Here is a 23,034-nt window from a genome sequence, read left to right as displayed (position 1 = left end):
AATGTCCCTCATGAGCGCACGCGACCAGCTTTCCGCACCCACCATCCGCCTCAGCGATTACCGCGCGCCCGCCTGGCGCGTGGAGCGTGTCGAACTGGAGTTCGACTTGGGGATCGACGTCACCGAGGTGTCGTCCCGTTTGTTCCTGCGCCGCGACCCCGCGCAGGACGAACCGCTGCGGCTGGATGGCGAAGGGCTGGAGCTGCTTTCCATCGCACTGGACGGCCAGCCGCTGGATGCCAGCCGCTACCGCCAGAGCGAAGGCGAGCTGGAAGTGGATGGCGCGCGCGACGGCAGCGTGCTGGAAACGCGGGTACGCCTGCAGCCGGCGCGGAACACGGCGCTGGAAGGCCTGTATCTGTCGGGTTCGCGCGAGAGCGGCTTCCTGCTGACGCAGTGCGAGGCGGAAGGGTTTCGCCACATCACGTTCTTCCCCGACCGGCCGGACGTGCTGGCCCGCTACACGGTGACGCTGCGCGCCGACAAGACACGCTTCCCGGTGCTGCTGGCCGGCGGCAATCCCGATGGCGCGGGCGAAATGCAGGACGGGCGGCATTGGGCGCGCTTCGTCGATCCGCATCCGAAGCCGAGCTATCTGTTCGCCACGGTGGCCGGGCGGCTGGAAAAAATCGAGCACGATTACCGCACGGCGGACGGGCGTGCGGTCAAGCTGGTGATCTGGTCCGAGGCCAACGTGATCGACCGCTGCCACTACGCGATGGATGCGCTGGAGCGTTCCATGCGTTGGGACGAGAAGGCTTACGGGCGCAACTACGACCTGGACGTTTTCCACGTGGTCGCCACCCACGATTTCAATATGGGTGCGATGGAGAACAAGGGCCTCAATATCTTCAACGCGAAGTACCTGCTGGCCGATCCGGATTCGACCACCGACGACGAATACCGCGCGGTGGAAGCGGTGGTGGCGCACGAGTATTTCCATAACTGGAGCGGCAACCGCGTCACCTGCCGCGACTGGTTCCAGCTGTCGCTGAAGGAAGGGCTGACGGTATTCCGCGAGCAGCAGTTCTCGGCGGACATGAATTCGCCGGCGCTGAAGCGCATCGAGGACGTGGCGCTGCTGCGCCGCGCGCAGTTTCCGGAGGACGCCGGCCCGCTGGCGCATCCGGTGCGTCCGGCGCAGTACAGCGAGATCAACAACTTCTATACCGCGACGGTGTACGAGAAAGGTTCGGAGCTGGTGCGCATGATCGCCGGGCGACTCGGCGAGCAGGGCTTCCGGCGCGGCATGGATCGGTATTTCTCGCGCAACGATGGGCAGGCGGCGACGATCGAGGATTTCCTCGGCGCGCTGGGCGAGGCGAACGGGATCGATCTCTCGCCTTATCTGGCGTGGTATGCGCAGGCGGGTACGCCGCGTCTGCGCGCCAGCGGCCGTTACGACGCGATGCGCCGCGAGTACGCGCTCACGCTGGCGCAGCACACGCCGCCTACGCCTGGGCAGGCGGACAAGCGGGCGTTGCCGATTCCCGTGAAGCTCGCGCTGTTCGCGCGCGATGGGCGGATGCTGCCGCTGCATGTCGACGGACATCCGCAGTCGGGGGCGACCGAGCTGGTGGTGGTGGCCGACAAGGCCGAGCAGCAGATCGTGTTCCGCGACCTCGATGCCGCACCGGTACCGTCGCTGCTGCGCGGCTTCTCGGCGCCGGTGATTCTGGAAGGCATGGACGCCGCGGCCGACCTGGCCCTGCTGCTGCGCCACGACGCCGACGGCTTCAACCGCTGGCAGGCCGGGCAGCAGCTGGCCACCTGCGCGTACGAGGCGCTGCGCGAGCATGGCGGCGGCGAGGCTGTGGACGCGTGGAGCAGTGCGCTGGCGGGGCTGTTCGTCGAGGACGGTGTGGATCCCGCGCTGCTGGCCGACCTGATGACGCCGCCCGGCGAGGTGGAACTGGCCGAGCGCGAGCGCGAAGCGGATCCGCAGCGCATCCATGCCATGCGCGAGCAACTGCAGCGGCGGCTGGCCGAGCGCGTGGGCGCCGAGGCCGTCCTGGCGCGCTATCAGGCCCTGTCCGCCCAGACGAGCGAAAAGCTCGACGCCACCAGCCAGGCGCAGCGCCGGCTGAAGCGGCGCATGCTCGACCTGCTGGCCCTGCTCGACACGCCGCGCGCCCAGGCGCTGGCCGCGCAGCAATACGGACACGCGCCCGGCATGACCGACCGCCTCGCCGCACTCGCCGTGCTGGTGCGCACCGGTGCGCCGCAGGCCGCGGATGCGCTGGCGCATTTCCGCCAGCGGTATGCGGACAACCCGCTGGCGCTGGACAAGTGGTTCAGCGTGCAGACCCAGCAGCCTGGCGAACCGGCGCTGGCGACCGTGCAGGCGCTGGAGCGCGATGCCGCGTTCACCCTGAAGAATCCCAACCGGGTCAATTCACTCTATGGCGCGTGGGCGCGCAGCAATCCGTCGGGTTTCCATCGCACCGACGGCGCGGGCTATCGCCTGCTGGCGCAGCGGCTGGCCGAGCTGGATGCGCTCAATCCGCAGATCGCCGCGCGGCTGGCCACCGTGTTCAACGGCTGGCGCCGGCTGGAGCCGGTGCGCCGCGCACGCGCCAGGGAAGCGATTGCCGCTTTGACGGAACGGGAAGGTCTGTCGCGCAATCTCGCCGAGATCGTGCAGAGCATGCTGCACGAGTAAGCGGGCGAACGGGTGGCCCGGCGCGCCGGGCCGCTTCAGACGACGAGGTGGTCGAGCTCGCTGCGCAGGCGGTGCATGCGCGATTCCAGCCGGGGACGCAGCGAGCGGCGCTCGTCGTCGGCGCGCTGATCCAGATGCTCCATCGCCATTTCCACGCGCCCCATTTCGATCAGCAGATCGTGGTGCGGAAAGAACGCCTTGAAGTCGATGCTCATGTCCATGGCCTTGCCCCCTTGAAACGCTACGGCGGGGAAGGCGAAGCAACCGGCGTGCCATTCTTTGTGATGCGCATCACGCGCCACATGGATACTCGTCACGGATTTCCCGGGCACGGATCACGAAATGACGTAGGACGTCAGCTGCTGCCGCACTCCGGCACAAATCTCCGTTTTAGTCACCCCATGTTCACGCTGCAGGGGCAATTATCGCCTTCACGACGAGGCGGCAGCGCCGCCTGCGCCCACCGAATTCACGGTTTCTGGCGCCCGGCAACACGGTCATCCTGGATTCCCCCTGTTCCTGAGACCGCCGGGCGCCAGATCTTATTCTGGTCGGATCAAAGCTTCTCCAAGCCTCCGGCAAGCAGAAAAAACGACGGCGCCCAATGGGCGCCGTCTTGCTTCCTCTCCCCGGCACGCGACCGAACCCCTGTCCGTTCGGTCTCTGCGCGCGTCTCCGCGCAGCGTCTGCCCAGTGAAAGTGCATCGGGACAAAAGCAGGATCCGTGCCAGGAAAATAGCTCCACGTGCTAAAGCACTGATCGGGTTACCATATCGCTTTCTCCGCTCCACTCAGGCGCCCCGCAGGCGGTCTTCACCATGCTTCACCCGATTCCCTACGACGTCATCGTGGTCGGCGGCGGCCATGCCGGCACCGAGGCTGCGCTCGCCGCGGCCCGCACCGGCGCGCGCACGCTGCTGCTCAGCCACAACATCGAGACCATCGGCCAGATGAGCTGCAACCCGGCCATCGGCGGCATCGGCAAGGGGCACCTGGTCAAGGAAATCGACGCCCTGGGCGGCGCCATGGCGCGCGCGGCCGACCGCGCTGGCATCCAGTGGCGCACGCTCAATGCCTCCAAGGGCCCGGCCGTGCGCGCCACGCGCTGCCAGGCGGACCGTGCGCTCTACAAGTCGGCGATCCGCCGCATCGTAGAAACCCAGCCCAATCTGGAACTGTTCCAGCAGGCCGTGGACGACCTGCTGCTGGAAGGCGGCCGCGTGGTCGGCGTAGTGACCCAGATGGGCCTGAGCTTCCGCGCCCGGGCCGTGGTGCTCACCGCCGGCACCTTCCTGGCCGGCAAGATCCATATCGGCCAGGCGCAGTACGCCGGTGGCCGCGCCGGCGACCCGCCGGCCACCACCCTGGCCCAGCGCCTGCGCGAGCTGCCGGTGGCGGCCGACCGCCTGAAGACCGGCACGCCGCCGCGCATCGACCTGCGCAGCATCGACTTCACCGGCCTGGAAGAGCAGCCGGGCGACGATCCCGCCCCGGTGTTCTCCTACCTCGGTTCGCGCGACGAGCACCCGCGCCAGGTCAGCTGCTGGATCACCCACACCAGCGAGCGCACCCACGAGGTGATCCGCGGCGCGCTCGACCGCTCGCCGCTGTACACCGGCCAGATCGAAGGCGTGGGCCCGCGCTACTGCCCCTCGATCGAGGACAAGGTGGTGCGCTTCGCCGAGAAGTCCTCGCACCAGATCTTCATCGAGCCGGAAGGGCTGGACACCTTCGAGATCTACCCGAACGGCATCTCCACCTCCCTGCCCTACGACGTGCAACTGGACCTGGTGCATTCGATCAAGGGTTTCGAGCGCGCGCACATCACGCGTCCCGGCTATGCCATCGAGTACGACTACTTCGACCCGCGCGGCCTGCATCCCTGGCTGGAAACCAAGGGCATTCCCGGCCTGTACTTCGCCGGGCAGATCAACGGCACCACCGGCTACGAGGAAGCCGGCGCGCAGGGCCTGATCGCCGGCCTCAACGCCGCGCTGGCCACGCAGGGCAAGGCGCCGTGGTATCCGCGCCGCGACGAGGCCTACATCGGCGTGCTGATCGACGACCTCACCAGCAACGGCACCATCGAGCCCTACCGCATGTTCACCTCGCGCGCCGAATACCGGCTGCATCTGCGCGAGGACAACGCCGACCTGCGCCTCACCGAAACCGGCCACGCGCTGGGCGTGGTGCCGCAGCAGCGCTTCGACGCGCTGCGCGCCAAGCGCGAAGCGGTGGAGCGGGAAACGCAGCGCCTGGGCACGCTGTGGGCGGCGCCGAACAACGCGCTGGGCGCGGCGATCGAGCGCCAGCTCGGCATCGCGGTCAGCCGCGAAAGCAACGCGCTGGACCTGCTGCGCCGCCCGGAACTGGACTACGCCCGCCTCGCCACCGTGCCGGAACTGGGTCCCGCCGTGAGCGACGCCGACGTCGCCGCCCAGGTGGAAGTGCAGGCCAAGTACGCCGGCTACCTGGAGCGCCAGCGCGAGGAGATCGAGCGCCAGCGCCGCCACGAGCAGACGGCCATTCCCGACGGCTTCGACTACGACAAGGTGCGCGGCCTGTCCGCCGAAGTGCTGCTCAAGCTCAAGCGCGCGCTGCCGCAGACCATCGGCCAGGCCTCGCGCATCAGCGGCGTCACCCCCGCGGCGATCTCGCTGCTGCTGGTGCATCTCAAGCGCCGCGCGGCCTGAGCAGCCGGCGGCGCGGCCGCGCACGGACATGGAACCGTTGCGCGGGCATGGCATGATGCGGCTTCCACCGATGGGAGCACGAACGATGGAAGTCTGGATCGGCCGGGATGGCGAGCGGCATGGCCCCTATAGCGAAAGCGACGTGCGCGATTGGTTGCGCACCGGCAAAGTGAGCCCGGACGACCTGGGCTGGTACCAGGGCATGACGGATTGGAAACCGCTGTCCGCGCTGTTTCCCGAAGAGCCGCCCGCGCTCGACCGCGTGTATTCCCCGCCCAAGGCCCCGCTGCAGACCGCGCCCAGCGCCGAACGCTCGCTGGAAGACCACGCCGGCTTCTGGAAGCGCGTGGTGGCCTACATCCTCGATTACATCGTGCTGGTCATCCCCAATCTGCTGATCAGCAAAATGCTCGGCGCCGAGGCCGCGCAGAACGCGCTGATGCAGAGCGCGCAGAGCGCCACCGGCGATCCCGGCGCGCTGATGTCGGCTTACGGTGCGTTCTACAGCGCCATGCTGCCGGCGATGCTGGTGCAGATCGTGATCGCCTGGCTGTATTTCGCGCTGTGCGAGAGCTCGTCCTGGCAGGCCACGCTGGGCAAGCTGGCGATGGGCATCCGCGTGGTGGATCTCAAAGGCAACCGCATCAGCTTCATGCGCGCCACCGGCCGCTATTTCGCCAAGATGCTCAGCGGCATGATCCTGTGCATCGGCTACCTGATGGTGGCGTTCACCGAGCGCAAGCAGGGCCTGCACGACATGATCGCCGGCACCCTGGTGCTGAACGGCCGCGCCAACGAACTGGCGAATGCGAAGTCCGCGCCGTCGAACGAGACGAACAAGGGTTCGTTCAACGCCTGACCCTTGAGTCCGCGCAGGGAACCCGGGCGTTCCCTGCGTTTTTCGCCCTTTCCCACGCTTGTTATCATTCCACGCCCGACCGGCGCGGCATGCCGCGCCCCTTTGTGTCTTCCAAGGAATCGTCAGTACCCCATGCTCAGCATCGAACATCACATTGCCCAGGACATCGCCGCCAAACCGGACCAGGTCATCGCGGCAGTCGACCTGCTGGACGGCGGCGCCACCGTCCCCTTCATCGCGCGCTACCGCAAGGAAGCCACCGGCGGCCTCGACGACACCCAGCTGCGCCTGCTGGAAGAGCGCCTGCGCTACCTGCGCGAGCTGGAAGAACGCCGCGGCGCGATCCTGGCCAGCGTCGAGGAACAGGGCAAGCTCACCGATGCGCTCAAGCGCGACATCCTCGACGCCGACACCAAGGCGCGCCTGGAAGACCTCTACCTGCCGTACAAGCCCAAGCGCCGCACCAAGGCGCAGATCGCGCGCGAAGCCGGCCTGGAGCCGCTGGCGCTGGGTCTGCGCGAAGATCCCACGCAAGCACCCGAAGCCTTCGCCGCGCAGTTCGTCGACGCCGAGAAGGGCGTGGCCGACGTGCGCGCCGCGCTCGACGGCGCGCGCGCGATCCTGATGGAAAGCATCGCCGAAGATGCGCACCTGGTCGGCGAGCTGCGCGACTGGCTGTGGGACAAGGGCCAGATCCGCGCCAAGGTGGTGGAAGGCAAGGAGAACGAAGGCGCGAAGTTCCGCGACTACTTCGACCACATGGAAGCGATCGGCAAGATCCCCTCGCACCGCTTGCTCGCGCTGATGCGCGCGCGCAACGAGGGCGTGATCGAACTGGAACTGGCGCCCACGCTGGAAGCCGAGCAGGGCCACCTGGAAGGCGAAGGCCGCGTGGCCGCGCATGCCGGCATCCTCGACCGCGGCCGCGCCGCCGACGCCTGGCTGCGCGAAACCGTGCGCCTGACCTGGCGCGTGAAGCTGCACCTGCACCTCACGCTGGACCTGTTCGGCCGCGTGCGCGAAAGCGCCGAGGACGAAGCGATCCGCGTGTTCGGCGACAACCTCAAGGACCTGATGCTGGCCGCGCCGGCCGGCGCCAGGACCGTGATGGGCCTGGACCCGGGCATCCGCACCGGCGTGAAGGTCGCGGTGGTGGACGCCACCGGCAAGGTGCTGGCCACCGACACCGTGTATCCGCACGAGCCGCGCAACCAGTGGGACCAGTCCATCGCGCGCCTGGCCGTGCTGTGCAAGCAGCACGGCGTGAACCTGATCGCCATCGGCAACGGCACCGCCTCGCGCGAGACCGACAAGCTGGCGGGCGAGCTGATCAAGAAGCACGCGGACCTGAAGCTGTCCAAGATCGTGGTGAGCGAAGCCGGCGCCTCGGTGTATTCGGCTTCTGAAGTGGCGGCCAAGGAATTCCCCGACATGGACGTGAGCCTGCGCGGCGCCGTGTCCATCGCGCGCCGCCTGCAGGACCCGCTGGCCGAACTGGTGAAGATCGAACCCAAGGCCATCGGCGTGGGCCAGTACCAGCACGACGTGAACCAGGTGAAGCTGGCGCGCGCGCTGGACGCCAGGGTCGAGGACTGCGTGAACGCGGTAGGCGTGGACGTGAACACGGCTTCCGCCGCGCTGCTCACCCGCGTGGCGGGCTTAAGCGCCAGCGTGGCCGAGAACGTGGTCAAGCACCGCGACGCCAACGGCCCGTTCGCCAACCGCATGGCCCTGCTGAAGGTGCCGCGCCTGGGCGAGAAGGCGTTCGAGCAGTGCGCGGGCTTCCTGCGCATTCCCAGTGGCGACAATCCGCTGGATGCGAGCTCGGTGCATCCGGAAGCCTATCCGGTGGTGGAGCGCATCATTGCCCAGTGCGGGCGCGAGGTGAAAAGCATCATCGGCGACAGCGGCTTCCTGCGCGGCCTTAGACCTGAGCAGTACACCGACGAGCGCTTCGGCGTGCCGACCGTGCGCGACATCCTGAAAGAACTGGAGAAGCCCGGCCGCGACCCGCGTCCGGAGTTCGTCGCGCCGAGCTTCGCCGAGGGCGTGGAAGACCTGAAGGACCTGCGCCCCGGCATGATCCTGGAAGGCCGCGTCACCAACGTGGCCGCGTTCGGCGCCTTCGTCGACATCGGCGTGCACCAGGACGGCCTGGTGCACGTGTCGGCGCTGTCGCACACCTTCGTCAAGGATCCGCGCGACGCGGTGAAGGCCGGCGACATCGTCAAGGTCAAGGTGATGGAAGTGGACCTGCCGCGCCAGCGCATCGGCCTGTCCATGCGCCTGGACGACGAACCGGGCCAGGCCCGCGCCGGCCGGCCGGCCGGCGGCAACAACAGCGACAACCGCGGCGGTCCGCGCGATGGCCGTGGCCCGCGTCCGGGCGGCGGCGCGCCCAAGCCGGCCGCGGCGCCAGCCAACAGCGCGTTTGCCGATGCGCTGTCGCGCGCCATGAAGCGCTGAGTCCGGCCCCGTCCAGGCATGCTGCGCTGCGATGCAGCGCAGCATGCGCTGACGTATGGGCATGCATTACCGTAACGCGCGAATAACAAAAGCCATCCCGGCTCAAGGAGCGTTACCGACATGCCCCGCATCCGTCATCTTGCCGGCGCCATCGCCGCCGGCCTGCTGTTCAGCACTGCCGCCGCCGCCACCGATTTCAGCAAGGTCGTGGTCATCGGCGATAGCCTCAGCGACGCCGGCAACATCGCCAAGCTGTCGGGTTCGCCGACCCCGCTGCGCTTCACCACCAACCCCGGCACCACCACGGCGGAGAACGTCGCCGCGGCGCTGGGCCTGCCGGTGACGGCATCGCTCTCCGGCGGCACCGACTACGCCTTCGGCGGCGCCGGCCTGCAGCACAACTCGCCGGGCACCCCGGCCGGCGTGCCGATGCTGCCGCAGCAGTTCCAGATGTACCTGGCGGCCAACGGCGGCCACGCCGACGGCAAGGCGCTGTACCAGGTCTGGGGCGGCGCCAACGACATCTTCTACCTGACCGCCACCTCGACCAATCCGACCGTGCTGGCCGGCGGCGCCGTCGCCGCGGCGCAGACCGAAGTGGGCCTGATCGGCCAGATGCAGGCCGCCGGCGCCAAGTACGTGGTGGTCTACAACCTGCCCGACATCGGCAAGACCCCGTCCGGCATGGCCGGCGGCGCGGCGGCCTCGGCCGGCGCCACCCAGCTGTCGCTCGCCTTCAACGGCGTGCTCAATGCGGGCATCAGCCAGCTGAGCAACAACGGCCTGAACGTGATCCCGGTGAACACCTTCCAGCTGCTCAACGAGGTGATCGCCAACCCGTCGGCCTACGGCTTCACCAATGTCACCACGCCGGCCTGCAACGGCAGCTCGGTGCAGTGCGGCCCGGCCGGTTCCGGCCTGCCCTACAGCTACGCCGCGGGCACCAACAACACCTACCTGTTCGCCGACGGCGTGCACCCGACCACCGCTGCCCACGCCATGCTGGGCCAGTACGTGGTGTCGCTGATCCAGGCGCCGGGCCAGATCTCCATGCTGGGCGAAGCCCCGCTGGCCGCGGCCGCCGCGCAGACCCGCGCCATCCGCAACGAGATGCTGGCCGACGCCATGGGCAGCGATACGCGCTTCTTCGCCAACGTCGACTACGCCCACCAGCGCTTCGACGAGCAGAGCAGCTCGCCCAAGACCACCAGCAACAACGTCAACCTGACCGTCGGCGCCGACGTGCGCGCCAGCGAGCACATCTCGATGGGCGTGGCGCTGGGCATCGGCCAGCACAATGCCGATTTCGCCGGCGGCGGCGGCTACAAGCTGCAGGACATCAGCGGCCTGGGCTACGTCACCTACCACAACGGCGGCGGCTACGTCGGCGGCTATCTGAACTATGCGCAGTCGAACTTCACCGACATCGAGCGCCGCATCCAGCTCGGCGCCATGTCGCGCAGCGAGAGCGGCAAGGCCGACGGCAACCGCCTCGGTGGCGGCGCCACCGGCGGCTGGTGGTTCAACTTCGACTCGATCCGCACCGGTCCGTTCGCCACGGTGGAATGGCAGACCGTGAAGGTCAATGGCTACACCGAAGGCGGCAACGACAGCACCACCATGTGGTTCGGCCGCCAGCAGCGCGACGCGCTGATCTCCACCCTGGGCTGGCGCCTGCAGGGCCATTGGCAGGCGGGCGGCATGATGCTCGCGCCGTATGCCGAGCTGGCCTGGAACCACGACAGCAAGGCCGACCCGCGCAGCGTCACCGCCGGCGTGGTCAGCATGCCCGGCCAGTTCGCCCTCACCGGCTTCCTGCCGGACAAGACCTGGGGCACCGCCGACGTGGGCGTGTCCGCCCAGTTCAGCGAGAACCTCACCGGCTGGGTGGGCTACAGCGGCCGCTTCGGCGACGACAGCCAGAAGTACAACAGCGTCAACCTGGGCGTGAAAGTCGGCTTCTGAGCCGGCTTTCCAGCCCCGTCCAATAAAAAAGCCGTCCGCGCGAGCGGACGGCTTTTTTCATGCCCCGAAGGAAGGCGGCGCTTACTTGTTCTTGCCGTTGGTGGCCAGGCTGAGAATGCTGGTGGCCTGCTTCTGCAGGTTGGCGGCTTCGTCGTCGGCCAGCGCGTCGGTCTTGCTGCCGGCCTGCTCCTGCTTCAGCACCAGGGCGCCGTCGGCGTTCCAGCCGGCGCGCTCGGTGGAGCTGGGCTTGCCGTCCTTGCTCGGCTTCTTCTGCTGCACCACGACCCACGGCTTGCCGTCCTTGTAGGCGTAGTCGGTGGCAGTGAAGCCCTTGTCGCCGTAATCCACCTGCTCGCGGATGAACTTCACTTCGCCGGCTTCGCGGAACACCTGCCAGCCGCGCGAGACCTTGTCTTCCAGCTTGGTGCCGCTGGTGATCTTCATGCCGCCGATCTGCTTCTGCACCGCATTGAACGCGGCCAGTTCCTTCTCGCCCGGGGTCTGCTCGCCCACCAGCTGGATCGACACCTGGTTGCCGGCGCCCTTGGTCAGCACCGGCGTCTGCAGCGGCGCGGTGTAGCGGCGGTCGCCGTCGGTCAGCACGGCCTGCACGATGTACATGCTGTTCGGGTTGACGTCGGCCGGATTGAATTCCAGCTCGAACGACTGCGGCAGGCTCGCCACCGGGTCGATCGTCTTGCTGGCCAGCGGGGTGCCGTCCTGGGCCGGATCGAGCAGCTTGATCTCGAGCTTGGCCTGCGGGGACACCTGGCCCGCGGCATCGCGCAGCGCGACCGTGCCACCGACCGCATTCGCCTTGATCGGCTGCTGGCCGGGCGCCGAAGCCGCCGGCGCGGACTCGCCGCCAGCCGACGCCGCGGGCTGCGACGAATCAGAAGAATTGCAGCCGGCGAGAGCGAGCGCTGCTACCGACACCAGTGACCAGACGATCCTGCGCATTGGGGAACCTCAATCAATCGATACAAACACGGTCACGAAAGCTCTGGCGCTCAGGGGCGCGAGTCATTTTCGCGGGGGAAGTTCGGAGAATACCCCAAAATTTATGAATCGGACAAAGTCAACATTACCTTTACCACTCCATACGTCATCGCATGGAAATAGTCGATTCGACAATAGTAATAGCCGTCCAATCAGCCATTTAGATAAAAATCTTACAAAAAGAGGCCGCACATCGCATGCGGCCCAGGGAGATCCCCGCCCGTGAGGGCGGGGTATTTATTGGAAGAATCACTACGGCTAAGTCAGAGCGAGAAGTCGTACTGCGCTGCCACACGCACATAGCGCGGCGTCTGGTAGCTGGTCGGCGTACCGAAGGTGGTCTGGTAGTAATCGGTCGCGTTGGTCTCGCCCGCTTCGTCGATGGTCAGCGGGGTGTGGCGGTTGAACACGTTGGTGATGTCCATGCTCAGCTGCAGACCCTTGGCCCATGCCGGCTTGTAGTTCACGCCCAGGTCCAGGTTCCACAGGGTCTTGGTCCGACCCAGGCTGCCGCGTGCCACCGGCTGGCCCTGGCAATAGAAGTAGGAGGCGTTGCTGCCGTAGCCGGCGTACGAATCCCAGTCTTCATTCACGCCAAAGCAGTTCTTCGGACGTCCGGTCTGCACCAGCAGGTTGGCGCCCACCATCCATTCCGGCGTGACCTGCCAGGAGCCGTACACCTTGATCGTGTGCTTGCGATCATTCGGCAGATTGCCGTTGCTGTAGTACATCAGCTCGGGGTAGTCGAAGTCCTGCGTGGTGCCCGTGTCGGCCTGGCCGATGTCGGACTTCACCAGGCCTTCGGTGTTGCCGTAGCTCTTGGCCCACACGTACGAAGCCTTGACGTACCACTTGTCGTTCCAGCTCTTCTCGGCCGACAGCTCCACCGAGGAGAACGAACGCTTGGCCTTCGGCTGGCCCAGGTCATGCGAGGACAGCTTCACGTGGCGCGAGATGCCGGCGTCCGCATCGTCCTGGGTGAGCGGGATGTTGAGATCCACGCCGCGGCCCGGGTTGAAGATGTAGCAGCCCGGCACGCCGCTGGGCGTGCTTTCCGGCACGCCGCCCGGATTGGCGTCGCTCTGCGGCGGCAGGCCGAGCACGTTCACCGCGTAGTTGTAGAACGGGCGCCAGTCGCAGGCGTCGTCGATGGCGTTGCGCAGCTTGCGGTGCATCAGGCGGATGCCGACGGTCCAGTCGTTGTCCAGCTGCTTCTGCGCACCGAGGATGAACTCGTCCTGCTTGTAGGGCTTCAGATCCTTGTCGGCCACCCACGAAGCCTTCGGCGTCGTGCCGTTCTCGCCGTTGGCGAAGTAGGTCTCGGCGTACGCCACGCGATCGTAGTTCGGATCGGCATTCGGGATGTTGTGCAGACCGATCGGCGCGCCGGTGATCGGGTTGACGCCGGTGTAGTACTGGTCGTGGATGCTGTAGATCGACGCGCTGGCCGCGCGCAGCGCCACGTTCGCCGCGATCGGCAGCGAGTAGGTGCCGGCGGTGCCGTAGATCTTCAGCGACGAATCGCCCATCACGTCCCAGGAGAAGCCCAGGCGCGGCTGCCAGATGTTGCTCTGCTTGACGTAGCTTTCGCCGGCGCCGTTCTTGTTGTTGAAGCCGTCGTTGCGCACGCCGACATAGGCCAGGAAGCGGTCGGTGATCGCCCAGTTGTCCTCGATGTAGAAGGCCTTCTGCTCGATGTCGACCTTGCCGCCAGTCTGGAAGGCGATGGAACGCACGTAGCTGGTTTCCGGCGAACCGGAGTTGTCCACGCCGCGCGCCGTCGGGCGGGTGTAGTAGTTGAAGTACACGCCACCTTCGTACAGCGACTGGCCGGTGTCGGACGTCCACTTGTCCTTGGTGTAGCCGGCATGCAGATCGTGGCTGTCGAGCTTCCATTCCAGGTCGATGCGGCCGGACTTCTTGTCGTCCTTGCCGCCGACCTTGTCGAAGGTGCCGGCGAAGTTGCAGGACGCGAACGGGTTGAGCGTCTTCAGCGTCGCCACCGGATAGCGGCGGTCGGCCACCGTCACGCAGCCCGGCTGGTTGAAGTCGCCGACCACGCCGTTATACGACTCGTACAGGCCGTCCTTGCTCACCGCATACGTGGTGCGCGCCGAACGCAGCTGGCCGTACATCGCCGTCAAGGTCAGCGTGTCGGTCAGATAGCTGGTGTAGTTGAGGATGTCGGTGCGGCCGCCGGTCTTCCAGTACTGCGTGCCCTGGTAGGAACCGCGCAGCGGACGCTTGTTGTCATCCATGCCGCCCTTGTAGACGCGCTCGCTCTGGTGTTCGACATCGCTGAAGCCGGTGTATTCCAGCACGTTGTTGTCGTTGATGTTCCAGTCGAGCTTGACCAGCCAGTACGGATCCTTCCAGTGGTCGTCGAGCATGCCGCGCGAGCCCAGGTCGTTGCCGGGGCTGGAGTAGGTGCCGCCATAGGTGGTGCGGTCGGTGTCGGTCTGGCTGTACAGGGCGTAGAAGAACAGCTTGTCCTTGATCAGCGGACCGCCCAGCCACACGCTGGCGATGCGCTCGCTCTGTTCGTTCTTCTCGCGCACGGTCGCGAGGCGGCCGTTGTTGTAGTACAGGTTCGGATTGTTCGCGCGCAGGCTTTCCGGCGACCAGTCGACGCGTGCGCCGCCGGTCCACTCATTGCTGCCGCGCTTGGTGACCACGGACATCACGCCGCCGGTCGAATAACCGTAGCGCGCGCCGTAGCCGCCGCTCTTCACTTCCATCTGGCCGATGCCCTGGAACGGCACCTGCGAGTAGTTCAGGCCATTGAACTGGTTGGTGACGTTGAAGCCGTTGACGTAGTAGCTGTTCTCGGCCACCGACGAACCGTTGAAGCTGGCCAGGTTGCCGAACTGGGCATCGCCCTTGGTCACGCCGGGAGCCAGCAGCGCCACCGCAGTCTGGTTCTGCGCGATCGGCAGGTTGCGCAGCTGCGCGGCGGTGAAGACGGTGGCGGTTTCCACCTGGGCCACGTCGATGGAAGGCATCGCGTTGGCCGATACCTGCACCACGCCCAGGTCCTTCGCGCTCTTGCTCGCACCGGGGCTGAGGTTGAGGTTCTGGCCGGCCACGACGGTGACTTCATGCGTCGACGGCGTGCCGTTTTCGTTGATGGTCAGCCGGTAGGTGCCCGGCGGCAAAGAACCGATGTTGAAGCGGCCATCGGCGCCCACCGTGACCTGGCGGCTGAAACCGTTGCCGGTGTTCTCCGCCTGCACGGTGGTGCCGGCGGCAGCGTTTCCGTAGATCGAACCCACCGTGCTCTGGGCGAATGCGACGCCACCGGTGAGAGTCAGGCTCAAAGCGAGTGCCAAGCGGGCACGACGCAACTGCCGTACGGCAATAACGGTATGCGAAACCATTTCGTTGTTCTCCCCTTGAATCGCCCGGGCAATATTCCCGGGGAAAGTGAATTGCGATTTCTTCGCTCGCGCGTATTCCCAAATGGGAGTTCGTGCGTTTCCCCGCTCAGAAATCGACTTTCTTACGACAGCTTCGCGTAAGAAATATCGACGCTAGATGAAGATTAGATAAACGTCAACCCTTTCGTAACATCTTGCCGTGTTATAGCCCGGCTAATACGTAAGCGGCCCGAAAGGCTAGCTTGCAAAAGTCAACTGCCAGACCACCCAGGAGATCCCCATGGCTACGCAAATAACTACGACGCCGCCGAACGGGGGCACCTTCGCCGATCGAGTCAAAGTGCTGATCCAGCGCGTCGGCAGCGTGACCGAGATCGCGCGAATGTGCGGTTTCTCCGAGGGTGTCGTGCGTAGCTGGCGCGACGGCAATACCGATCCTTCCCGTGCACGCTGCGTGACGCTGGCCAAGACCATGGGCATTTCCCTGGTGTGGCTGGTGGCCGGCGAAGGTTCGATGATGCAGTCCGAATCGATCACTTCCGGCGAAGAGCTCGGCACCGAGACTTCGCTCACCAACCGCCAGCGCACCAAGCTGCGCACCGCCGCCGACACCTTGCATGCGAGCGGCGTGGCGATGGATCCGCACCGCCTGAACACGGCGCTGCGCATCCTGCAGTCCGAGCTGGACCTGGCCGACAGCAATCTGTCGCTGGCGGACAATGCGGACCTGCTGGCCGACCTGTACGAGATCCTCGGCCCGGGCGGCAACGATGTGGATGCGGCGGCGATGGTGGCGTTCAATCATCGCCTCGGCGACCGCCTCAAGCGCGATCGCCATCTGGCCTGAAGATCCCGCATAAAAAAAACGGCAGCCATCTGGCTGCCGTTTTTCTTTGTGCCGGCGAAACCCGCCGAAACTCAGAGCCGCGCGATATCGGCGATGGCCGTGAATTGCGCCTGCAGCTGGCCGAGCAAGGCCAGGCGGTTCGCGCGCACCGCAGGATTTTCCGCATTCACCAGCACGCCGTCGAAGAACGCGTCCACCGGCGCCTGCAACTGCGCGAGGCGGGTGAGCACGGCGGTGTAGTCGCCCGCCTGCAAGGCACCGGCCGTTTCCGACTTGGCCGCGGCCAGCGCCGACGCCAGCGCGCGCTCCGCATCGGCCTCGAAATGCGCCGGATCGACCGTACCGTGCACCGCTGGCGCGCCGGCTTCTTCGGCCTGCTTGCGCAGGATGTTCGCCACGCGCTTGTTGGCGGCGGCGAGGCTGAGCGCCTCCGGACGGCGGCCGAATTCCGCCACCGCGCGCAGGCGGCGGTCGAAGTCGGCCAGCGAGGCCGGCGCCACCGCCAGCACGGCTTCGAACTGCTCGCCGTTGAAACCCTGCTCGGCGTAGTAGCCGCGCAGGCGTTCGATGACGAAGTCGTACAGCTCGTCCACCAGGGCGGCGCGGCGCTTGCCGGCGTCCAGCGCCGGCGCCTTGCCGTCCTTGCCTGGCTTCAGGCCGGCGGCGAGGGCGGCTTCGGGGATCAGTTCCAGCGCCTCGGTGAAGCTGGCCTTGAGGTCCAGTTCCAGGCCGCCTTCCACCAGGGTGCGCGCCAGGCCCAGCGCGGCGCGGCGCAGGGCGAACGGGTCCTTGTTGCCGCTGGGCTTGAGGCCTACGGCGAAGATGCCGGCGAGCGTGTCCAGGCGCTCGGCCACGGCCAGCACCTGGCCGACCTTGCCCGCGGCGATGGCGTCGCCGGCGAAGCGCGGCTGGTAGTAGCTGTCCAGTGCGGCGGCCACTTCGGCGGTCTCGCCATGATGGCTGGCGTAGTAGCGGCCCATCACGCCCTGCAGTTCGGGGAATTCGCCGACCATGCGGGTGAGCAGGTCGCACTTGCTGAGCGCGGCGGCGCGGGTGGCCTGGCCGGCGTCGACCTCGACGCGGTTGGCCACGATGCGCGCCAGTTCGGCCACGCGCACGCTCTTGTCCCACAGGCTGCCCAGCGACTGCTGGTAGGTGACGTTCTTGAGGTCGTCCTGGTAGCCGGCCAGCGGCGTTTTCAGGTCCTCGTCCCAGAAGAACTTGGCGTCGGCGAAGCGCGGGCGGATCACGCGCTCGTAGCCCTTGCGGATCTCGGCCGGGTTCTTGCTCTCGATATTGGCAATGCCGATGAAATGTTCGGTGAGCTTGCCCCCGGCGTCGAACACCGGCACGAACTTCTGGTTGGTCTCCATGGTGGTGACCAGGGCTTCCGGCGGCACCGCCAGGAACTCGCGCTCGAAGGTGCAGGCGATGGCGGACGGCCATTCGGTGAGGTTGGCGATCTCATCGAGCAGGGCGTCGTCCAGGCGCGGCAGGCCGCCGGTCTGCGCGGCGGCCTTGGCCACCTCGGCGCGGATGCGCTGGCGGCGCTCGGCCGGGTCGGCCAGCACGTTGGAGGCGCGCATCGAATCCAGCCAGATATCGGCGTCGGCCACGTGCACCGGATGCGGATGCAGGAAGCGATGGCCGCGCGACTTGCGGCCGCTCTTCAGGCCCAGCGCCTCGCCTTCGACGATGTCGGCGCCATGCAGCATCACCAGCCAGTGCGCCGGGCGCACGAAACTGTATTCGTGATTACCCCAGCGCATCGGCTTGGGGATGGGCAGGCTCTTGAGCGTTTCGTCGAGGATGTCCGGCAGCAGCGCGGCCAGCGGCTGGCCGGGTTTCACGGCGCGGAACACGAACCAGGCGCCCTTGTCGGTTTCGAGCTTTTCCAGCTGCTCGACAGTGACGCCGCAGGACTGCGCAAAACCTTGCAGCGCCTTGCTCGGATTGCCTTCGGCGTCGAGCGAGGCATTCACGGCGGGGCCGCGGCGCTCGATCGTCTGCTCCGGCTGCTGCGCGGCGACCTGCGGGATATGGACGGCCAAACGGCGCGGCGAAGCGAAGCCGCGGGCGAGATCCAGGCCGGCTTCCACGCCGCGCTTGGCCAGGCCGTCGCAGATGCCGCGCTGGAACGCGGCGGCGAGTTCGTCCAGCGCCTTGGGCGGCAGTTCTTCCGTGCCCAGTTCGATCAGCAGTGACTTGGCGGCGCTCATGCGGCCTGCTCCTTGGACGGCTTCGGTTGCTTCTTCAGGCCCGGAAAACCGAGCTTTTCGCGCTGCGCGACGTAGGCCTCGGCCACCGCGCGGGCCAGCGTGCGCACGCGCAGGATGTAGCGCTGGCGCTCGGTGACGCTGATGGCGCGGCGCGCATCGAGCAGGTTGAAGGTGTGGCTGGCCTTCATCACCTGCTCGTAGGCCGGCAGCGGCAGTCCGGCGGTGATCAGCTTGTTGGCCTCGCCTTCGCACACGTCGAACCAGCGCAGCAGTTCCGGCACGTTGGCGTGCTCGAAGTTGTAGGTGCTCTGCTCGACTTCGTTCTGCAGGAACACGTCGCCGTAGGTGACGGTGCCGTGCGGGCTTTCCGTCCACACCAGGTCGTAGACGTTGTCCACGTTCTGCAGGTACATGGCCAGGCGCTCGAGGCCGTAGGTGATCTCGCCGGTGACCGGCTTGCACTCCAGGCCGCCGGCCTGCTGGAAGTAGGTGAACTGGGTGACTTCCATGCCGTTCAACCACACTTCCCAGCCCAGGCCCCAGGCGCCCAGGGTGGGCGATTCCCAGTTGTCCTCGACGAAGCGCAGGTCGTGCACCAGCGGGTCCAGGCCCAGTTCCTTGAGCGAGCCGATGTACAGCTCGAGGATATTGTCCGGATTGGGCTTCATCACCACCTGGTACTGGTAGTAATGCTGCAGGCGATTGGGGTTCTGGCCGTAGCGGCCGTCGGTGGGACGGCGCGAGGGCTGCACGTAGGCCGCGGCCCAGGGCTCCGGACCCAGCGAGCGCAGGAAAGTGGCGGGATGGAAGGTGCCGGCGCCGACCTCGGTATCGAGCGGCTGCAGCAACACGCAACCCTGCGCCGCCCAGTAGCGGTTGAGGGTCTGGATCACATCCTGGAAGGTACGTGCGGACATGGCTTTCCGTGACCTGGAATAAAGCGGGTTAGTATAGCCGCGCGCTATGCTCATGGCCTGATCGCGCGCAGAAAACCGAGGGGAATCCGACGCATGGCCGCCTCACCGCAAATCGCTTCGCTGTTGGGTCGACGCGGCAAGCTCACGCTCGACGACGTGCTGGCCGCCCTGGTCGTGGACGGTTTCGTCCAGGCCGAGGACGCCAAGAACGTTCGCATGGGCAACCGCAGCGGCCGTTCGGCAGTCGAGCTACATCCGCTGGTGCTGATCGCCAACGCCAAGCTGCCGAACCTGCGCGACCCCGGCCGGCCGCTGAGCCTTGAGGCGCTGACCGAATGGCTGGCCAACCATGCGGGCCTGCCGTACCTGAAGATCGACCCGATGAAGATCAACGTGGCCGCGGTGACCCAGGTGGTCAGCAACGCCTACGCCACGCGCCACCGCATCTTGCCGGTGGCGGCCGCGGCCGGCGAGGTGACCTTCGCCACCTGCGAACCGTTCGATGCCGGCTGGGCGACCGATCTTTCCCACATGATCCGCCGCGACGTGAAGCGGGTGGTGTCCAATCCGCTGGACATCAATCGCTACCTGCTCGAGTTCTACGGCGTACAGCGCTCGATCCAGCTGGCCCAGGATGCCAAGGCCAGCGGCTACGACTCCTCCGCCATCCTCAACTTCGAGCAGCTGGTGGAGCTGGGCAAGAGCGGCGAGGTCGGCGCGGACGACCGCCACGTCGTGCACATCGTGGACTGGCTGCTGCAGTACGCGTTCGAGCAGCGCGCCTCGGACATCCATCTGGAACCGCGCCGCGATGCCGGGCAGATCCGCTTCCGCATCGATGGCGTGATGCACAAGGTGTTCGAGCTGCCGCCGCCGGTGATGACCGCGGTGACCGCGCGCATCAAGATCCTGTCGCGCATGGACGTGGCCGAGAAGCGCCGCCCGCAGGACGGCCGCATCAAGACGCGTTCGGCCGGCGGCCGCGAAGTGGAGCTGCGTATTTCCACCATGCCGACCGCGTTCGGCGAGAAGGTGGTGATGCGTATCTTCGATCCGGATATCGTCGCGAAGGATTTCTCGCAGATCGGTTTCTCGCCGGAAGAAGGCACGCTCTGGCGCAGCATGGTGGAGCGTCCGCACGGCATCGTGCTGGTCACCGGCCCCACCGGCTCGGGCAAGACCACCACGCTGTACTCCACGCTGAAGTACCTGGCCACGCCGGAACTCAATGTCTGCACGGTGGAAGACCCGATCGAAATGGTCTCGCCGGAACTCAACCAGATGCAGGTGCAGACCTCGATCGACCTGGATTTCGCCGCCGGCGTGCGCACCCTGCTGCGCCAGGATCCGGACATCATCATGGTGGGCGAGATCCGCGACCTGGAAACGGCGCAGATGGCCGTGCAGGCCTCGCTGACCGGCCACCTGGTGCTGTCGACGCTGCATACCAACGATGCGCCGAGCGCGGTGACCCGCCTGCTCGATCTGGGCGTGCCGCATTACCTGATCCAGTCCACGCTCACGGGCGTGGTGGCGCAGCGTCTGGTGCGTACGCTGTGCCCGCACTGCAAGCAGGCCACCGAGCAGGAGCCGCACGAATGGACCGCGCTGACCCATGGCTGGTCGGTGCCGCTGCCGGCCACGGTGTTCAAGCCGGTGGGCTGCCTGGAATGCCGCAATACCGGCTTCATGGGGCGCACCGGTATCTATGAGATGATGATTCTGTCGGCGCGCCTGCGCAGCCTGTTGTCGTCGCAGCTGGATCTGGGCCGCTTCGGCACCGCTGCACTGGCCGAAGGCATGCAGCCGCTGCGTATCTCCGCGGCGGCGCAGGTGGCGCGAGGACTCACCACGGTGCAGGAAGTGCTTACGGTGCTGCCGCCGATCGAGTTGCCGGAAGGCCATTCCCACTGACTGCGTTGAAGCTCGCCTGTTGATGAAACCCGTTCTGATCATTCGTACCGGTCGTGCACCCGACCCGATTCGCGCCCGTCACGGCGATTTTCCGCACTGGTTCCGGCTCGGCGCGCAGCTTGCACCGGAGCGGGTGCGTGTTGTCGACGTAGCCGCAGGCGAGGCGTTGCCGCCTCCTGGCGAGGTGGCCGGTGCGTTGATTACCGGCTCCGCCGCGATGGTGACGGAGCGCGCGGCGTGGAGCGAGCGCACGGCGGGGTGGATCCGCGATGCGATGGATCTGGAGTTACCGCTGTTCGGCGTCTGCTATGGCCATCAGCTGATGGCGCATGCGCTGGGTGGCCGCGTGGATTATCTGCCTGGCGGGCGCGAGATCGGCACGATGCTGATCCAGGTGGCGGCGCATGCCAAGGACGATACGGTGGCCTCGACCTTGCCGGCGTCGTTCCGCGCACACACTACGCATGAGCAGAGCGTGCTGGAGTTGCCGAAGGGTGCGACCGTGCTCGCGGGCTCGGAGCGCGATCCGCATCATCTGCTGCGCTATGGGAAGAATGCGGTGAGCGTGCAGTTCCATCCGGAATTCAATGCGGATGTGATGCGTGCCTACATCCATCGCAAGCGTGCCGACATGCATCGGGAAGGTTTCGATCCGCACCACACGTTTCGCCAGGTGGCGCCGACGCCGATCGCGCGGCGGTTGATGCGTTACTTCTCGCGCCATCACGGGATGGCGGCGCTGCGCTGACGATCAGCGGCTGCCGCGTGGCGGCATCGGGAATGGCGTGACCTTCTGGCCGTCGCCGGCATCGCGAATGGCCAGCGAGCCTTTGCGGTCGACTTCTTCGATGCGGATAACCGACTGCATGGGCAGGTGCAGGACGCGGGTGTCCTTGAATTCTTCGCGCAGTTTTTCTTCGGTCGGGTCGACCAGGATGCCTTCGCCGGCGGGTTCGAACACGAGCTCGCCGACTTCGGTGAAGCCCCATAGCGCACTGGAAGCCACGTGGCGGGCGTAGAGCTCGTAGCTCTTGCCCAGGTGCAGGAAGGTGACCTTGTAGAGTTTCTTGTTGCGCATGGATGCAAGTTTATCCGCGCATGCGCCGGACGACGGCATTGCGCGACAGCAGCGCATAGATCACGCCGAACAGGAAACCCGCGATGTGGGTCCACCACACGACGGCGCCATAGCTGGGACCGGCATAGCTGAAAAGCAGCTGCAGCAGTACCCAGATGCCGATGAGCAGAAAAGCCGGAACGCGGACGAATTCGAGATAGAGACCGAGCGGCAGCACCAGGCCGAGGCGCTCGCGCGGAAACAGCGCGATGTAGGTGCCGAGCACCGCGGAAACCGCGCCACTGCAGCCGATGATGGGCGAGTGCACGCCAGCGAGCGAGAGTGCGCCGACCAGGTTGGCGACGATGCCGCCGAGCAGGAACAGCAGAAAGAAGCGCGCAGAGCCGAGCGTGCGCTCGGATGGCAGTCCGAAGATCACCAGGAACAGCATGTTGCCGAGCACGTGCAGCCAGGCGACGTGGATGAAGAGCGCGGTGACCAGGCGCAGCAGCGACGGGTCATGCAGCTGCGCGAGGATCGGTTCCTTGGCGTCGAAAATATTCGCCGGCACCGTACCCCATTCGAGCAGCAGCGACAGGCGCTGGCGCGGTGGCAGTACGGCGAGCCCGATAAAGCTCAGCACGCAGGCCAGCACGAGCAGCATGGTGACCCACGGCGTGCGTTGCCGGCGGCGGGTTTCGACTTGGACAAACACGCGGTGATCCCCCGATTGGCGCATGGGTCCCTGAAGAGTCGAATCATAGGCCAAGCGGGTGTGGCGTATGGGCGTTCTTTGCTTGCTGTTTGGCGTTGAGGGTGAGTTGGATGGCCAAATCAGGCGGTGGCGGTGGGCTATTAGCGCTGCCGCGGATTATCTGTTCGGATTAACTCGTATCGAGTGGAGCGCTAATGGCGTCGTCGATGCTGGGCTAATGGCGGAGCTAATGAAGTGATTATGTTTAGGCCAAGAAAAAACCCTCACCGAGGTGGTGAGGGTTTTTAGGATAAAGCCCCTGGCGATGACCTACTCTTGCATAGCAAGCTACACTACCATCGGCG

Annotated in this window: 15 protein-coding genes; 8 read left to right on the top strand and 7 right to left on the bottom strand. The window is 66.5% G+C overall.

Features of this window, described 5'->3' with window-relative positions; translation table 11 throughout:
- Window positions 1-10 precede the first annotated feature (10 nt).
- Window positions 11-2,662, top strand: coding sequence for an aminopeptidase N (gene pepN / locus KK141_RS12990; RefSeq protein WP_214570105.1), 2,652 nt, complete (start codon window positions 11-13; stop codon window positions 2,660-2,662).
- Window positions 2,663-2,697: 35 nt separating this feature from the next.
- Here the strand turns inward: pepN and KK141_RS12985 are convergent, their stop codons facing one another.
- Window positions 2,698-2,883 carry a hypothetical protein gene (locus KK141_RS12985; RefSeq protein WP_167255383.1) on the bottom strand — a complete coding sequence of 62 codons (186 nt, stop codon included), beginning with the start codon at window positions 2,881-2,883 and terminating at the stop codon, window positions 2,698-2,700.
- 597 nt (window positions 2,884-3,480) lie between these two features.
- Here KK141_RS12985 and mnmG point away from each other — a divergent pair.
- The 4 genes from mnmG to KK141_RS12965 all read left to right on the top strand — a co-directional run bounded on the left by mnmG (window position 3,481) and on the right by KK141_RS12965 (window position 10,645).
- The gene (gene mnmG / locus KK141_RS12980; RefSeq protein WP_214570106.1) at window positions 3,481-5,355 is read left to right on the top strand and encodes a tRNA uridine-5-carboxymethylaminomethyl(34) synthesis enzyme MnmG; all 1,875 of its coding nucleotides are present in this window, start codon (window positions 3,481-3,483) and stop codon (window positions 5,353-5,355) included.
- A gap of 85 nt (window positions 5,356-5,440) precedes the next feature.
- Window positions 5,441-6,214: an RDD family protein gene (locus tag KK141_RS12975; protein WP_214570107.1), complete on the top strand. Its 774-nt coding sequence runs from the start codon at window positions 5,441-5,443 to the stop codon at window positions 6,212-6,214.
- A gap of 132 nt (window positions 6,215-6,346) precedes the next feature.
- Window positions 6,347-8,680 carry a Tex family protein gene (locus tag KK141_RS12970; protein ID WP_214570108.1) on the top strand — a complete coding sequence of 778 codons (2,334 nt, stop codon included), beginning with the start codon at window positions 6,347-6,349 and terminating at the stop codon, window positions 8,678-8,680.
- 120 nt (window positions 8,681-8,800) lie between these two features.
- Window positions 8,801-10,645, top strand: coding sequence for an autotransporter domain-containing protein (locus KK141_RS12965; protein WP_214570109.1), 1,845 nt, complete (start codon window positions 8,801-8,803; stop codon window positions 10,643-10,645).
- An 81-nt stretch (window positions 10,646-10,726) separates the two neighbouring features.
- Here the strand turns inward: KK141_RS12965 and KK141_RS12960 are convergent, their stop codons facing one another.
- On the bottom strand, window positions 10,727-11,605 hold the full coding sequence (locus KK141_RS12960; protein ID WP_214570110.1) for a DUF1481 domain-containing protein: 879 nt from the start codon (window positions 11,603-11,605) through the stop codon (window positions 10,727-10,729).
- Between the two features lie 302 nt (window positions 11,606-11,907).
- Complete coding sequence (locus KK141_RS12955; RefSeq protein WP_214570111.1) at window positions 11,908-14,961, bottom strand: TonB-dependent receptor; 3,054 nt, start codon at window positions 14,959-14,961, stop codon at window positions 11,908-11,910.
- Window positions 14,962-15,301: 340 nt separating this feature from the next.
- Between KK141_RS12955 and KK141_RS12950 the strand changes: the two genes are divergently transcribed.
- Window positions 15,302-15,868, top strand: coding sequence for a helix-turn-helix transcriptional regulator (locus KK141_RS12950; protein ID WP_214570112.1), 567 nt, complete (start codon window positions 15,302-15,304; stop codon window positions 15,866-15,868).
- Window positions 15,869-15,939: 71 nt separating this feature from the next.
- On the opposite strand, the gene glyS is transcribed toward KK141_RS12950, so the two are convergent.
- Window positions 15,940-18,087, bottom strand: a complete 2,148-nt coding sequence (gene glyS / locus KK141_RS12945; protein ID WP_214570113.1) for a glycine--tRNA ligase subunit beta — start codon at window positions 18,085-18,087, stop codon at window positions 15,940-15,942.
- Window positions 18,084-19,004: a glycine--tRNA ligase subunit alpha gene (glyQ, locus tag KK141_RS12940; RefSeq protein ID WP_214570114.1), complete on the bottom strand. Its 921-nt coding sequence runs from the start codon at window positions 19,002-19,004 to the stop codon at window positions 18,084-18,086. The genes glyS and glyQ overlap by 4 nt, the downstream gene beginning before the upstream one ends.
- Before the next feature lie 93 nt (window positions 19,005-19,097).
- Between glyQ and KK141_RS12935 the strand changes: the two genes are divergently transcribed.
- Complete coding sequence (locus KK141_RS12935) at window positions 19,098-20,918, top strand: GspE/PulE family protein (protein ID WP_214570115.1); 1,821 nt, start codon at window positions 19,098-19,100, stop codon at window positions 20,916-20,918.
- A 22-nt stretch (window positions 20,919-20,940) separates the two neighbouring features.
- Window positions 20,941-21,666 carry a glutamine amidotransferase gene (locus KK141_RS12930; RefSeq protein ID WP_214570116.1) on the top strand — a complete coding sequence of 242 codons (726 nt, stop codon included), beginning with the start codon at window positions 20,941-20,943 and terminating at the stop codon, window positions 21,664-21,666.
- Window positions 21,667-21,669: 3 nt separating this feature from the next.
- Here KK141_RS12930 and KK141_RS12925 read toward each other — a convergent pair whose 3' ends face one another.
- Together KK141_RS12925 and KK141_RS12920 are read right to left on the bottom strand one after the other, a co-directional pair.
- Complete coding sequence (locus KK141_RS12925) at window positions 21,670-21,996, bottom strand: DUF1820 family protein (RefSeq protein ID WP_214570117.1); 327 nt, start codon at window positions 21,994-21,996, stop codon at window positions 21,670-21,672.
- Between the two features lie 10 nt (window positions 21,997-22,006).
- The gene (locus KK141_RS12920; protein ID WP_214570118.1) at window positions 22,007-22,690 is read right to left on the bottom strand and encodes a rhomboid family intramembrane serine protease; all 684 of its coding nucleotides are present in this window, start codon (window positions 22,688-22,690) and stop codon (window positions 22,007-22,009) included.
- Window positions 22,691-23,034: the final 344 nt, after the last annotated feature.

It is taken from the genome of Dyella sp. LX-66 (genome assembly GCF_018599165.1).
Classification (GTDB): Bacteria; Pseudomonadota; Gammaproteobacteria; order Xanthomonadales; family Rhodanobacteraceae; genus Dyella_D; species Dyella_D marensis.
The sequence above is the reverse complement of the archived record's forward strand: the minus strand, read 5'-3'. Positions and strand labels throughout refer to the sequence as shown.

Excerpts from the sequence above, each read along its gene's own strand:
- pepN (WP_214570105.1), top strand. The coding sequence starts at position 11 with ATGAGCGCACGCGACCAGCTTTCCGCACCCACCATCCGCCTCAGCGAT.
- KK141_RS12985 (WP_167255383.1), bottom strand. The coding sequence starts at position 2,883 with ATGGACATGAGCATCGACTTCAAGGCGTTCTTTCCGCACCACGATCTG.
- mnmG (WP_214570106.1), top strand. The coding sequence starts at position 3,481 with ATGCTTCACCCGATTCCCTACGACGTCATCGTGGTCGGCGGCGGCCAT.
- KK141_RS12975 (WP_214570107.1), top strand. The coding sequence starts at position 5,441 with ATGGAAGTCTGGATCGGCCGGGATGGCGAGCGGCATGGCCCCTATAGC.
- KK141_RS12970 (WP_214570108.1), top strand. The coding sequence starts at position 6,347 with ATGCTCAGCATCGAACATCACATTGCCCAGGACATCGCCGCCAAACCG.
- KK141_RS12965 (WP_214570109.1), top strand. The coding sequence starts at position 8,801 with ATGCCCCGCATCCGTCATCTTGCCGGCGCCATCGCCGCCGGCCTGCTG.
- KK141_RS12960 (WP_214570110.1), bottom strand. The coding sequence starts at position 11,605 with ATGCGCAGGATCGTCTGGTCACTGGTGTCGGTAGCAGCGCTCGCTCTC.
- KK141_RS12950 (WP_214570112.1), top strand. The coding sequence starts at position 15,302 with ATGGCTACGCAAATAACTACGACGCCGCCGAACGGGGGCACCTTCGCC.
- glyS (WP_214570113.1), bottom strand. The coding sequence starts at position 18,087 with ATGAGCGCCGCCAAGTCACTGCTGATCGAACTGGGCACGGAAGAACTG.
- glyQ (WP_214570114.1), bottom strand. The coding sequence starts at position 19,004 with ATGTCCGCACGTACCTTCCAGGATGTGATCCAGACCCTCAACCGCTAC.
- KK141_RS12935 (WP_214570115.1), top strand. The coding sequence starts at position 19,098 with ATGGCCGCCTCACCGCAAATCGCTTCGCTGTTGGGTCGACGCGGCAAG.
- KK141_RS12930 (WP_214570116.1), top strand. The coding sequence starts at position 20,941 with ATGAAACCCGTTCTGATCATTCGTACCGGTCGTGCACCCGACCCGATT.
- KK141_RS12925 (WP_214570117.1), bottom strand. The coding sequence starts at position 21,996 with ATGCGCAACAAGAAACTCTACAAGGTCACCTTCCTGCACCTGGGCAAG.